At 40.3% G+C, this 12612-nt stretch carries 13 protein-coding genes and 4 tRNA genes; all 17 read left to right on the top strand.

Annotated elements, in window-relative coordinates:
- Window position 1: 1 nt before the first annotated feature.
- The 17 genes from EO127_RS08210 (at window position 2) to EO127_RS08130 (ending at window position 12572) form a co-directional block, all read left to right on the top strand.
- Window positions 2-769 (top strand): type III pantothenate kinase, encoded by a 768-nt coding sequence (locus EO127_RS08210; RefSeq protein WP_127448886.1) that lies wholly within the window; start codon window positions 2-4, stop codon window positions 767-769.
- On the top strand, window positions 753-1763 hold the full coding sequence (gene dusB, locus EO127_RS08205; protein WP_127448885.1) for a tRNA dihydrouridine synthase DusB: 1011 nt from the start codon (window positions 753-755) through the stop codon (window positions 1761-1763). Before EO127_RS08210 ends, dusB begins: the two co-directional genes overlap by 17 nt.
- A 265-nt stretch (window positions 1764-2028) precedes the next feature.
- The gene (locus EO127_RS08200; protein WP_127448884.1) at window positions 2029-3861 is read left to right on the top strand and encodes a carbon starvation protein A; all 1833 of its coding nucleotides are present in this window, start codon (window positions 2029-2031) and stop codon (window positions 3859-3861) included.
- 183 nt (window positions 3862-4044) lie between these two features.
- Window positions 4045-4329: a 30S ribosomal protein S6 gene (gene rpsF, locus EO127_RS08195; protein WP_126938917.1), complete on the top strand. Its 285-nt coding sequence runs from the start codon at window positions 4045-4047 to the stop codon at window positions 4327-4329.
- Window positions 4330-4350: 21 nt separating this feature from the next.
- Window positions 4351-4761 carry a single-stranded DNA-binding protein gene (locus EO127_RS08190; RefSeq protein WP_127448883.1) on the top strand — a complete coding sequence of 137 codons (411 nt, stop codon included), beginning with the start codon at window positions 4351-4353 and terminating at the stop codon, window positions 4759-4761.
- A 38-nt stretch (window positions 4762-4799) separates the two neighbouring features.
- Window positions 4800-5030 (top strand): 30S ribosomal protein S18, encoded by a 231-nt coding sequence (gene rpsR / locus EO127_RS08185; protein WP_009353119.1) that lies wholly within the window; start codon window positions 4800-4802, stop codon window positions 5028-5030.
- Window positions 5031-5439: 409 nt separating this feature from the next.
- On the top strand, window positions 5440-6855 hold the full coding sequence (locus EO127_RS08180) for an aspartate ammonia-lyase (protein WP_127448882.1): 1416 nt from the start codon (window positions 5440-5442) through the stop codon (window positions 6853-6855).
- Between the two features lie 496 nt (window positions 6856-7351).
- On the top strand, window positions 7352-7726 hold the full coding sequence (locus EO127_RS08175) for a CrcB family protein (RefSeq protein WP_127448881.1): 375 nt from the start codon (window positions 7352-7354) through the stop codon (window positions 7724-7726).
- A 4-nt stretch (window positions 7727-7730) separates the two neighbouring features.
- Window positions 7731-8717, top strand: coding sequence for a molybdopterin-binding protein (locus EO127_RS08170; RefSeq protein ID WP_127448880.1), 987 nt, complete (start codon window positions 7731-7733; stop codon window positions 8715-8717).
- A gap of 104 nt (window positions 8718-8821) precedes the next feature.
- Window positions 8822-9736: a PLP-dependent cysteine synthase family protein gene (locus EO127_RS08165; RefSeq protein ID WP_127448879.1), complete on the top strand. Its 915-nt coding sequence runs from the start codon at window positions 8822-8824 to the stop codon at window positions 9734-9736.
- Window positions 9737-9798: 62 nt separating this feature from the next.
- Complete coding sequence (gene epsC / locus EO127_RS08160) at window positions 9799-10425, top strand: serine O-acetyltransferase EpsC (RefSeq protein ID WP_127448878.1); 627 nt, start codon at window positions 9799-9801, stop codon at window positions 10423-10425.
- Between the two features lie 8 nt (window positions 10426-10433).
- On the top strand, window positions 10434-11222 hold the full coding sequence (locus tag EO127_RS08155) for a carbon-nitrogen family hydrolase (protein ID WP_127448877.1): 789 nt from the start codon (window positions 10434-10436) through the stop codon (window positions 11220-11222).
- A gap of 94 nt (window positions 11223-11316) precedes the next feature.
- Window positions 11317-11392 (top strand) — tRNA-Asp (locus tag EO127_RS08150).
- Window positions 11393-11436: 44 nt separating this feature from the next.
- A tRNA-Phe gene (locus EO127_RS08145) sits at window positions 11437-11512 on the top strand.
- Window positions 11513-11527: 15 nt separating this feature from the next.
- A tRNA-Leu gene (locus tag EO127_RS08140) sits at window positions 11528-11613 on the top strand.
- 5 nt (window positions 11614-11618) lie between these two features.
- Window positions 11619-11693 (top strand) — tRNA-Ile (locus tag EO127_RS08135).
- Window positions 11694-11888: 195 nt separating this feature from the next.
- Entirely contained in the window at window positions 11889-12572 is a 684-nt protein-coding gene (locus EO127_RS08130) for a class I SAM-dependent methyltransferase (RefSeq protein WP_127448876.1), read from the top strand.
- Window positions 12573-12612: the final 40 nt, after the last annotated feature.

Raw genomic sequence — 12612 nt, 5'->3', positions numbered from 1 at the left:
GATGTTATTAGTTGTAGACGTAGGGAATACGAATATCGTATTAGGCGTATATGAGGGAAAAGAAATCATGGCTCATTGGCGCATTTCTACCGATCGTGGGAGAACTACCGATGAATATGGCATGCTGTTGAGCAATTTATTTCTTCATGACCCAAAGGTGAATAAAGAGGATGTAGAGGCAGTGATTATTTCCTCTGTAGTACCTCCTTTGAACCCTACGTTAGAGCGCGTATGCTTGCGCTATTTTCATAAGAAACCATTATTTGTAGGACCTGGTATTAAAACAGGGATTTCTATTAAATATGAAAACCCACGTGAACTAGGAGCGGATTTAATTGTAGATGCAGTGGCTGCTTATGAAAAATATGGCGGCAACTTAATTATCATTGATTTTGGTACAGCTACGACATATTCTGCTGTATTAGATGGTGGTGTGTACTTGGGCGGCGCTATTTCTCCTGGTATTGGTATCTCTGCAGAAGCCTTATTTGGTCGCACAGCTAAGTTACCAAGAATTGAAATTAAAAATCCTGGTCCTGTCATTGGTCGCAACACAGTTGGCGCCATGCAGGCAGGTGTATTATTTGGATATGTTGGACAAGTGGAAGGCATTGTGGCTCGTATGAAACGAGAAATGCCAGAAGGTACAAAAGTTGTAGCTACAGGCGGTTTAGCACCTCTTATTAGTGCAGAAACAGATGTAATTGATCACATTGATCCAATGATGACATTAGAAGGATTACGACTTATTTATGAAAGAAATCAATAATGAATCCTGGCACATAGGACATGTCACAATTCCTGGCCGTATTGGGTTAGCGCCCATGGCTGGATTTAGCGATGTGTCCTATCGCTTATTAGCAAAAGAAATGGGGGCCTCTTTCGTATGTACGGAAATGGTCAGTGCCATGGGGATTAAATATAATAATGAACATACAAAAGAATTACTCTATATGGAAGCAGTAGAACAGCCTGTGTCTATGCAAATTTTTGGGTCAGACCCAGAAGCCATTGCCATTGGTGCAAAAGTGGTAGAGGCAGTGGGGGCACCGATAGTAGATATTAATATGGGTTGTCCTGTGAAGAAAGTTGTATCTTCGGGTGATGGCTCGGCGCTTATGAAGACTCCAGAGTTAGCCATGAAGGTGGCAGAATTAGCTGTAAAAGCGGTGCAAATTCCAGTAACGGTCAAGTTGCGCCTAGGCTGGGATGACGCATCTATCAACGTAGTAGATATGGCACAACGTATGGAATCCGTAGGGGTCGCTGCCGTAGCCGTGCATGGTCGTACTCGTGAACAGATGTATAGCGGCAAGGCTAATTGGGATTACATTAAAGCGGTGAAATCAGCCTTAACAATCCCCGTCATCGGCAATGGTGACGTCAATTCTCCTGAAAGTGCAAAAGCCTTGCTAGAGTATACTGGTTGTGATGCGATGCTCATAGGCCGTGCAGCACAAGGAAATCCTTGGTTATTTCAACAGATTAATGAATATCTAGAAACGGGACACTATCGTCCACATCCAACGGGTGTGGAACGCATTGCTATGCTGTTACGTCATTATGATTTGCTATGTCACTATAAAGGTGTGGATTTGGCTACACGAGAAATTCGGACTCATGCTAGTTTCTATATTAAAGGTTTACCAGAAGCAGCACGTTGGAGGAATGCTTTGAATGTAGCCATGGGGCGAGAATCGTTTATTTCTGTAGTAGAAGAGTACAAACAATTTTTGGATGACTATACTAGAAGAACGATATAATGGGTTCTGTCTATTATATATGGATATGAAATATTGTAATATTGAGAATGAAGAGTGTTCATATCTTTGAAAACCCTTGAAAATTCAGGGTTGTACAAAGTAAGTATGTCACTTGTTATGAGAAATAGTAAATTGACATTGATGAAAAGTGTACTATAATTAAATTAGAAATACCAATTTACTTTTTTGCATAGATCATAGGGTGATGTCATGAGATGCATAGGTATGTTTTGCGTGACTCATCTAACATTTAGGGGGTGTATGTATGGTCATGAATGGTATTTATTTAGTTATTGCCTCAGCGTGTATCTTGATGTTAGGGTATCGTTTTTACGGGGCATTCATAGCGGCTAAAGTGTTGACACTTGATCAATATCGAATGACGCCAGCTATGGTACACAATGATGGACACGATTATGTGCCTACGAACAAATGGGTTACATTCGGTCATCACTTTGCGGCGATTGCAGGGGCAGGTCCTTTGGTAGGTCCGGTTATTGCAGCGCAGTTCGGGTACTTACCAGGTACTCTGTGGATTTTAATCGGCTCCGTATTTGCCGGTGCAGTCCACGACATGGTTATTCTTTTCGCATCAATTCGGTATGATGGTAAATCCATTGCTGATATTACACGTGAAGAGATCAGCAAAATTGCTGGTTTAGGAGCTATGTTAGCCACATTGTTCTTACTTGTTATTACATTAGCAGGTATGGCGGTAGTAGTAGCCAATGCACTTCATAATTCAGCTTGGGCATTTTTCTCAGTATTTGCAACGATTCCTATTGCTATTTTTATCGGTATTTATCTACAATGGTTGCGCCCTGGAAAAATTCAAGAAGCTACAATTATTGGGGTGGCACTCATCTTTGCAGCCATTATTTATGGACCTAATATTGCGGCTAGTGAATATGCATCTTGGTTTATTTATGATTTAAAAACCATCGAAATTATGTTAGCTGTGTATGGTTTCTTTGCAGCAGCTTTGCCAGTTTGGTTGTTATTAGCGCCTCGTGATTATCTATCCACATACCTTAAAATCGGTACTATTGGCGCATTGGCATTGGGTATTATCATTGTAATGCCAGAAATTCAAATGCCAGCGGTAACAGATTATATTTGGGGTGGCGGTCCTGTATTAAAAGGGTCTGTATTCCCATATATCTTCATTACTATTGCGTGTGGTGCCTTATCTGGTTTCCATACGGTTATCGCTACAGGTACTACACCTAAAATGTTAACGAATGAAAGAGAAGTATTACCGATCGGTTATGGTGGTATGTTAACAGAATCTTTCATCTCTATGATGGCTATGATTGCGGCTACTGCATTACATCCAGATGATTATTTTGCGATTAACTCTACAGCAGAATCTTTCAGAGCTTTGGGACTTCAAGTGCATGAATTACCAGTCTTATCGGCCCTAGTAGGAGAAGACTTGATGCATCGTCCTGGTGGCGCCGTATCCTTAGCGGTAGGTATGGCACATATCTTCTCTCGTCTTCCTAATATGGACCACTTATTAGGATATTGGTATCACTTCTGTATTATGTTTGAAGCTTTATTCATCATGACATTGATTGATGCAGGTACTCGTGTAGGTCGTTATTTATTACAAGAATTGCTTGGCTTATACTGGCCTAAATTCAATGATCAACATTGGGCTCCTGGCGTATATGGTTGTGCTGCATTGATTTGTATTATGTGGGGCTATCTCGTATTACAAGGTAACATCGGTACAATTTGGCCATTATTCGGTGTATCTAACCAATTATTAGGCACCATGACATTGGCTGTAAGTACGACGATTATCATGCGTTTAGGTAAAAAACGATATGCATGGGTAACTGGAGTACCGACCATACTCATGGCGATAGTGGCTGTTGCGGCTGACTATGAAAACGTATTCTATAACTATGTGCCAGCTGGTAAATGGATTTTAGTAGCTTTCTCTGTGGCAATGTTCATTATGATTCTAGTGGTATTAGTAGAAGCTATTCGTAGCTGGATTCGTTTATCCACATTACCACAAGACTATAGAACACAAAAAGAAGTAGAAGCGGAAAGTTATGCTAAATTAACAAAACAAGCAGAAGCGTAATTTAAGGTATACGAGTCCTATTATAATGAGGTAGACATAGCTCCTTTGGAGTCGTGTCTATTTTCATGTTTTCCTTGCAATTCTAGGTGGAATAGTGTAAAATAATAAAGCTTATTGATGGTAAGCATCTTCCTACCCCTATGTGAGATAGGGGCGTTAGTCCGAAAGAGGAGGTGATTTTGTATGAACAAATACGAAGTCATGGTGATTGTGAAACCGGCTGATGAAGAGACAAACAAAGCTACTTTTGACAAAATTGAAGCTTTAATTGCTCGTGTTGGCGGTACAGTTGAGAAAGTTGACGTTTGGGGTAAACGCCGTTTAGCTTATGCAGTAAACAAACATACTGATGGCGTATACGTATTGATTAACTTTGAAGCAGCTCCTGGCGAAATCAAAGAAATCGACCGCGTACTTAAAATCGACGATAACGTTCTTAGACACCTGATTGTAAAACACGAACAATAATAGCCTAAGGAGGTTAAGAATATGAATTCTGTACAACTTTTAGGAAATTTAGCTCGTGACCCTGAGGTGCGTTACACAAAAACTGGTCGAGCTGTTGCTACTTTTACAGTGGCTGCATCCAATACTTATGTGGATCAAAACGGTGAGACTAAGGAACAAACTGCGTTTGTAAACTGTGTAGCTTGGGGAAAATTAGGAGAAGCTGCGGGTAACTTGCGTAAAGGTAGCCGTTGTTTTGTAGAAGGTCGTATTGCGACTCGTTCTTACGAAGCACAAGATGGCACAAAACGATATGTAACAGAAGTGGTTGCTAATTTCGTGGGCCAAGCCTTGGATACGCAAACATTTGATGCCTTTGACGGTAGTGCATCCAATTTTGATGATTTTGGTGCAGGTTCCGGTGCAGGCGCAGGTGAAGAAATTCCGTTCTAAGCTAAGAACTCTACAACTATATCAAAGGAGGTTTCTCAATGAGAAGAGATAGAGGCAGAAAACCAAGAAGAAAAGTATGCAACTTCTGTGTTGACCATGCTGATCAAATCGACTATAAAGATATTGCTAAACTTCGTCGTTTTACGACTGAACGTGGCAAAATTCTTCCACGTCGTATTTCTGGTGTTTGTGCTAAACATCAACGTAAATTAACACTTGCAATTAAACGTGCTCGTGCAATCGCGTTGTTGCCATTCACAGCAGAATAATTCAATACAAAATGAAAACCCAGTAACTAGCCTAGTTACTGGGTTTCTTGTTTTCTAAAAGGGAGTTAAAAGGATATACATTGAAATCGTTGCTACCCGGTTGCAACCACTTTTTCATATGAGGAGATGAAAATTAGCTATCATAGTTGTGTAGTTACTTTTAATACAGGCATATGCTGAATATGTAATATTCCTATATAGTCTATAGAAATATGCCAAAATGATAAAAAATAATGGGTTCTATGAGTTTAAGTTATTTAGTCGGATATACAAGGTAGCATTATTCGTAACTAGAAAGTATATCTCTATTATGTATACAAGATACATGATATAATACAGGTATATCATATAAACAAAACTTATACAGTAGGTGCCTATGCATCTGATGTTGTATGAAAAGAGGTATACTATGAGAAAAGAACATGATTTTCTAGGTGAATTGGAATTAGCTGATGAGTTGTACTATGGTGTACAAACATTACGTGGTATTGAAAACTTTTTTATTACAGGTAAACAAATTGACTTAGACTTTGTAAAAGCTATGGCTATGGTTAAAAAAGCATGTGCCTTAGCAAATATGAGTACAGGTCGTTTAGATGAAAAAATTGGGCAAGCTATCAGTCGTGCTGCAGATGAGGTAGTACGTGGTAACTTCAATGATCAATTCCCAGTGGACCCTATTCAAGGTGGAGCAGGTACTTCTTTCAATATGAATATGAATGAAGTATTAGCAAATCGTGCCTTGGAAATTTTAGGCTATGAAAAAGGTCAATACGATATCGTATCCCCTAATAACCATGTGAATATGGCGCAATCTACGAATGATACGTTCCCTACGGCGATTAAAGTATGTGCCATCATGAAAAGTAAACCTCTATTAATGGCACTTCGCCGTTTAGCGGATGAACTAGATAAAAAAGCAGAAGAATATAAAGAAATCTTAAAAATGGGTCGTACTCACTTGCAAGATGCTGTGCCAATTACATTAGGTCAAGAAATGGGGGCTTATGCATCTGGCGTGCGTCGTGGTATTCGTCGTATTAAATCCGCTATGTTAGAAGCACATACCGTTAATATGGGTGCTACTGCTGTTGGTACTGGCTTAAATGCAGAACCTACATATATCAAAGCTGTCGTAGATGAGTTATCTCGTGTTGTAGGTGAACCGTTCATTACGGCGGATAACTTAATTGATGCGACCAATAATACAGACGTGTTTGCAGATATTTCCTCTGGCTTGAAAGTAACAGCTCTAGTATTGATTAAAATGGCTAATGATTTCCGTTTAATGGCATCTGGCCCTCGTTGCGGTATTGGTGAGTTAAGATTACCTCCACGTCAACCAGGCTCTTCTATCATGCCAGGTAAAGTAAACCCAGTTATCGCAGAAGTATTGAATCAAACTTGTTATCAAGTCATCGGTAATGATTTAACAATTTCCCTTGGCGTGGAAAATGGACAGTTTGAATTGAACGTAATGGAGCCAGTCATTGCGTATAACTTGTTCAACTCCATGTGCTACTTAAAAAATGCGGTGAACACATTTGTAGATAAATTGTTGATTGATCTTGAAGTAGATAAAGAACAATGCGAATACTGGCTAGAACGTTCTGTTGGCATTGTAACAGCCTTGTTGCCACATATCGGTTATGAAAATGCCTCTGCATTAGCGAAAGAAGCTTTGGAAACTGATCGTAGTGTAAAAGAAATTATTCTAGAACAAGGATTATTAACGAAAGAAGAAATGGATTATATCCTGTCTCCAAAAGAAATGACACGCCCTGGTATTGCGGGTCAAGATTTAGTAAAACATCCTGGTAACTAAATATGAACAAGAAGAACTGCCTAGACATAGGCAGTTCTTTTTTTGATGTATAAGAGCTCTTTGTCAAATTTGGGGGACAGCATTAATTTGTCCAGTTTTTATATTATAGAACCTGTATAAGAGTAGTTGAACTAGGGCGTTTGTGTAGTTGCACTCGGGCATGGCTTGTATAAATAAGTTTTCTGTAATGAGTAAAAAGGTATACTAGCATAAGTATGCTTGAGGTTACTATGTGGATCAACTTATACTCTGTGATAGAGGCAATGCATATAAGGTTAGAATAGTATAAATTGGATTCTTCAATACATACCTTACTAACTGCGAGATATGTAATATATAAAAGGTCGGTATCATATATAATAAAAAATGTAGTAAGCACTTGCGATATAATGTAGAACTATAACATCTTATATATAAATCGAGAGAGAAAATCTCACACTTTAGTATATAATCATACTTAATGTGGTGTATAATAAAGGCATAAAGGAGTTTGATTATGAATGTATATATAGCAGTGGCTATTGGTGGAGCGATTGGCGCCTTATCGAGATATGGCATCGGGCAGTACATGGTCACGAAAGGTGCGCTGTATCCTTGGGGGACAGTAATAGTAAATATAATAGGTTCCATGTTAATCGGCTTAGGTATGGCATACATTGAAGGGCATCCCAATCTATCACCTTGGGTTAAACTGTTATGTATTACAGGTTTTTTAGGTGGGCTAACAACATTTTCTACCTTTATCTTTGAAGGGTATATGCTACAAGAAAAAGGCTTGTGGTATATGCTATCCTACATGGGTGGACAGGTATTAATTGGATATGGCCTATGCGGGCTGGCTTTCACCATTGGTAAACGAATGTGGGGATAATAGGATGAAAGAAATACATGTAAAAGATGCAGTGGGGCAAGCACTTTGCCACGATATTGTGCGCATCGTTATTGGAGAAGTGAAAGATACACCGTTTAAACGAGGGCACGTGATTCGAGAAGAAGATGTGGCTTTACTATTGCAATTAGGAAAAGAGCATATTTATGTGATGGAAGAAAGCGATTATAACTTAGTTCACGAGGAGCAAGTGGCGGAAGCATTATATCGTTTTTGTGAACATCCATCTATCAGCCCTACCCCAGTGCAACAGGGGAAGATTGAGGCGTTGGCGAATCACGATGGTGTATTGACTGTGGATGTAGAAGGACTTCACAAGGTTAATAGTATTGGAGAATTAACGATCGTTACACGCCTACATGGTACACCTGTGAAAGCAGGTCAAGCGGTAGCGGGCATGCGATGTATTCCGCTGTTATTAGAAGCATGGCAGTTAGAGGAAGCAAAACGATTATGTGAAGGCAAGGAGCCTTTCTTACAGGTACATCCATTTGTGCGTAAGAAAATGGGCATTGTTACTACGGGTAGTGAAGTTTTTGCTGGTCGTATTGAGGATGCTTTCACCGCGGTTATCCAAGAGCGTGTATCAGACTATGGTGTGGAACTAGTAGCGCATGAAATTGTGCCAGATGATACAGATCAAATTGTAGAGGCTATGGACAAAGTAAAAGCTCAAGGGGCAGAGATTATATTCTGCACTGGCGGCATGAGTGTAGATCCTGATGACTTAACACCAGGTGCTATTGCGCGTCGTGCAAAAGAAGTGGTGACCTATGGATTGCCAGTGTTGCCGGGGTCTATGGTGTGCATTGCTTATTTAGAAGATGGTACGCCAGTATTAGGGGTACCAGGCGGTGTACTATACAATAATCCGAGTGCTTTTGATGTGATTACGCCACGGTTATTAGCAGATGTGCAGATTACAAAAGAAGATTGTATCCGTATGGGTCATGGTGGCTTCCAATCAAAATAATTGAAATTTTGAGAAAAATTTGGTTGACAAAATCAAATCCCATCTATACAATAGGAATAAATTTAAGTGTTTTATATATGAAGTCTAAGTAGAGGAGAATTATTATGGCTGTTGTAAAAAATGCAATCGACTTAATTGGAAACACACCAATATATCGAATTCCAGATACTAATGTATATGTAAAATTAGAAAAGTATAATGCTGGCGGCAGTGTAAAAGACCGTGCTGTTCTTGGTATGTTACAAGACGCGAAAGAAAAAGGCTTAATTAAAAATGATACGATCATCGTAGAAGCCACTAGCGGCAACACTGGTATTGCGTTGGCTATGCTAGGAGCTATGTTATCCATTAAAACAATCATCATTATGCCTGAAAGTATGAGTAAAGAACGCCGCGAATTAATCAAAGCGTACGGTGCTCAATTAATTTTGACTCCAAAAGAGTTGGGTATGAAAGGTGCTCTTGGAAAAGCGCAAGAAATTCTAGATAACTATCCAAATGCGGTGACACTAGGTCAATTTGTGAACCCAGCAAATCCAACAGCTCATTATGAAACTACGGCAAAAGAAATTTTACGGGATGTACCGAATGTAGGCATTTTCGTAGCTGGTATTGGTACAGGTGGTACTTTCACTGGTGTTACAAAAGCTTTGAAAGAGCAACATCCGTATATTAAAGCGGTAGCTGTAGAGCCAGAAGGATCTCCAGTAATTTCTCGTGGTACTGGCGGCGTTCATAAAATCCAAGGCCTTGGGGCTGGATTCATTCCAGAAAACTTCGACTCTTCTTTGATGGACGAAGTACAAACAGTCACTGATGAAGATGCCATTGAAGAAGTAGGTAACTTCATGCGAGAAACTGGTATTGGTATTGGTATTTCCTCTGCAGCGGCTATCTTGGTGGCTCGTCAATACGGTCGCAAATTCCCAGATGTGGACGTTGTCGTAGTAGCTCCAGACGGAGTAGAAAAATATCTATCTATGATTCAATTTGAAAGTGTAGATTGGATTCATTCTTAATCGATTGTGATACGAAAGATAGCATGGTCTAGGCCATGCTATCTCTGTATAGGGAGGTATTTATGAGAGAGGTATGGAATTCCATTCGATATAACATACAGCGCGTATTACAATCTGATCCAGCGGCTACCTCTTGGTTCATGGTAGTTTGGACATATCCTCATATAACAGCCTTGTTTTGGCACTTTTTTGCGCATCGCCTGTACCGAAAAGGTTGGTTTACCTTGGCGCGAAGAGTGGCGTTACACTCACGGCGAGTAACAGGGATAGAAATTCACCCAGGAGCGCAAATTGGCAAAGGTTTGTTCATTGACCATGGGATGGGAGTTGTCATCGGTGAAACAGCTATCGTTGGAGATAATGTGACCCTCTTTCACGGTGTGACCCTTGGTGGGATGGATTCGCGCAAGATAAAACGTCATCCTACGGTGGAAGATGATGTGCTTATTGGTGCTGGTACCAAAGTATTAGGGGATATAACGGTAGGAACAGGTTCAAAGATAGGTTGTAACTTAGTCATCAAACGAGATGTTCCTAGAAATGTAATCATCTTTGAAACGGAACCAGATCACATCATTTATCGGCGTCCTAAGGTAGATCGATTTGACAAAGGATCTTATGTACCACGGCGCCATGCATTGCCATTAGAACCGAACGAGTTTACGGACCATATGGCGTGGCATATCTAGGAGGAACTATGAAAGAGTTGCGATTAGGCATTGTTCAATTAGATACAGAGATTGGGCAAGTGGATAGAAATTTTAATATCCTAGCAGAAAAGGTGCGAGCCTTGACAAAGCAAAGTGTGGATGTAGTTGTATTGCCAGAAACTTGGAATACAGGATTCATGACGGGCCCAGAATTACATACATTGGCAGATGAAGATGGTCAACGGTCACAATCTTTGCTACAGGAATTGGCGCGATCAGAACATGTGAATATCTTTGGTGGATCTGTGGCTGTCAAAGAAGGCGGCTCTATCTACAATAGAACCTATGTGTACAACCGAGAAGGGGAATTGCTCTCTACCTATGATAAGATGCATGGCTTTAGCCCTGCCAAAGAAGATCAATTCTTTACTGGTGGTAATGGGATTCATCAATTTGAACTAGATGGAGTACTTTGTTCTAGTGCCACTTGCTATGATATTCGTTTTCCTGAGCTAATTCGTAAATCTGCCTTGCAAGGGATAGAGCTATTCTTTTTACCAGCTCAATGGCCGATGTTACGCTTACATCATTGGCGTATATTGAATCAAGCGAGAGCTATAGAAAATCAAATGTATTTCTGTAGTGCCAATGGTTGTGGAATGATTGGTAAATTGCCGATGGCAGGGCATTCCATGGTGGTAGATCCGTGGGGTGAAGTGCTGCTAGAATGTGATGAAACACCACAAATACAAACAGTCACTATCGACGTAGATACAGTGAAAGATATTCGGTCTAAAATCAATGTGTTCCGGGATCGGAAACCCAATTGCTATTAAAAGAATATCTATGCATTTTAGGAATATATAAAATTGTCCATAGGTATTGCCAAGATGTAATACCTATGGTATAGTATATGAGTACTCAGTACACGGCCCCGTGGTGTAGCGGTTAACATGTCGCCCTGTCACGGCGAAGATCGTCGGTTCAAATCCGATCGGGGTCGCCATTTTTTTTACCTTTTTTTAGGTACATTCATATATTTATATATTTGCCTCGGTAGCTCAGTCGGTAGAGCAACGGACTGAAAATCCGTGTGTCGGCAGTTCGATTCTGCCCTGAGGCACCATATACATATCCTCATGCGGATGTGGTGGAATGGCAGACACGCCATCTTGAGGGGGTGGTGAGCGTACGCTCGTATGGGTTCAAGTCCCATCATCCGCACCAAACGAGGGCCTATAGCTCAGGGGTAGAGCAACCGGCTCATAACCGGTCGGTCCCTGGTTCAAATCCAGGTGGGCCCACCATAAGGAAACCATCTCACTTTGTGAGATGGTTTTTTTGTTATCTATAGAGGTTCATTGTATAATGAAAGAGAAGTTTACAAGGGATAACAATTAATAGTGAGTATATAAGAGTAATTGTCAGTTTTTGATGGTATATGAAATATGTATAGGAATGTATATGCCAGTAAGAGATATATTAGAAATGTGAGATAGACTATGGCACTTTCAAAACGATTAGAACAAATATTGCATATGATTCCACAGTGTCAAACGGTGGCAGATGTGGGTACAGATCATGGGTATTTAGCGGTGGCTTGTATAGAATCAGGCGTGGCTAAAGAGGTGATTGCCATTGATGTCAATCAAGGACCGTTAGAGTCTGCCAAAGGATTTGTGAAAGAACGAAAGTTAGAACAATCTATTGAATGTCGACTAGGAGATGGATTGGCAGCCACAAAACAGGGAGAAGTAGATTGTGCAGTCATTTGTGGCATGGGTGGAGAGTTGATGCAACACATCATCTCCGTAGGACCCGAGCTATTGGACACTTATGTATTGCAACCACAAAGCCATCGGCGAGAGTTGAAACAATTTTTAGTAGATCAAGGGTATGGCATTGTTCAAGAAGCGTGCTTAGTAGAGGGTAACCAATATTATGATATGTGGCTAGTACAACGAGGCGCTACTTCCGTATATAATAAGCTACCTAGAGATTCGATGTTATGGGAATATGGTGCTTTGTTACAACAAGAACAATCTGAAGTTTGGACACAGCACATACAGCGTAGAATTGAAACTTTGCAATCCATATTACAACACATGCGTGATGCTGCGAAGTCTAGTGATGCAGCTCAGGTGATGGAACAAGAATTACAAGCCTTACAAGGCATTTTACAATAGGTATAGGTGAAACTTTCACAAAAGATGTCTAACCATTGAT

Source organism: Veillonella sp. 3310 (genome assembly GCF_003999875.1).
GTDB lineage: Bacteria > Bacillota > Negativicutes > Veillonellales > Veillonellaceae > F0422.
This window is presented reverse-complemented; position numbering and strand designations above follow the sequence as displayed.

What these genes read in the sequence shown, in the direction of transcription:
- EO127_RS08155 (WP_127448877.1), top strand. Translation starts at nt 10,434, where the DNA reads ATGAAAGAGTTGCGATTAGGCATTGTTCAATTAGATACAGAGATTGGG.
- EO127_RS08130 (WP_127448876.1), top strand. Translation starts at nt 11,889, where the DNA reads ATGGCACTTTCAAAACGATTAGAACAAATATTGCATATGATTCCACAG.
- EO127_RS08210 (WP_127448886.1), top strand. Translation starts at nt 2, where the DNA reads ATGTTATTAGTTGTAGACGTAGGGAATACGAATATCGTATTAGGCGTA.
- dusB (WP_127448885.1), top strand. Translation starts at nt 753, where the DNA reads ATGAAAGAAATCAATAATGAATCCTGGCACATAGGACATGTCACAATT.
- rpsR (WP_009353119.1), top strand. Translation starts at nt 4,800, where the DNA reads ATGAGAAGAGATAGAGGCAGAAAACCAAGAAGAAAAGTATGCAACTTC.
- EO127_RS08165 (WP_127448879.1), top strand. Translation starts at nt 8,822, where the DNA reads ATGGCTGTTGTAAAAAATGCAATCGACTTAATTGGAAACACACCAATA.
- rpsF (WP_126938917.1), top strand. Translation starts at nt 4,045, where the DNA reads ATGAACAAATACGAAGTCATGGTGATTGTGAAACCGGCTGATGAAGAG.
- epsC (WP_127448878.1), top strand. Translation starts at nt 9,799, where the DNA reads ATGAGAGAGGTATGGAATTCCATTCGATATAACATACAGCGCGTATTA.
- EO127_RS08170 (WP_127448880.1), top strand. Translation starts at nt 7,731, where the DNA reads ATGAAAGAAATACATGTAAAAGATGCAGTGGGGCAAGCACTTTGCCAC.
- EO127_RS08175 (WP_127448881.1), top strand. Translation starts at nt 7,352, where the DNA reads ATGAATGTATATATAGCAGTGGCTATTGGTGGAGCGATTGGCGCCTTA.
- EO127_RS08190 (WP_127448883.1), top strand. Translation starts at nt 4,351, where the DNA reads ATGAATTCTGTACAACTTTTAGGAAATTTAGCTCGTGACCCTGAGGTG.
- EO127_RS08200 (WP_127448884.1), top strand. Translation starts at nt 2,029, where the DNA reads ATGGTCATGAATGGTATTTATTTAGTTATTGCCTCAGCGTGTATCTTG.
- EO127_RS08180 (WP_127448882.1), top strand. Translation starts at nt 5,440, where the DNA reads ATGAGAAAAGAACATGATTTTCTAGGTGAATTGGAATTAGCTGATGAG.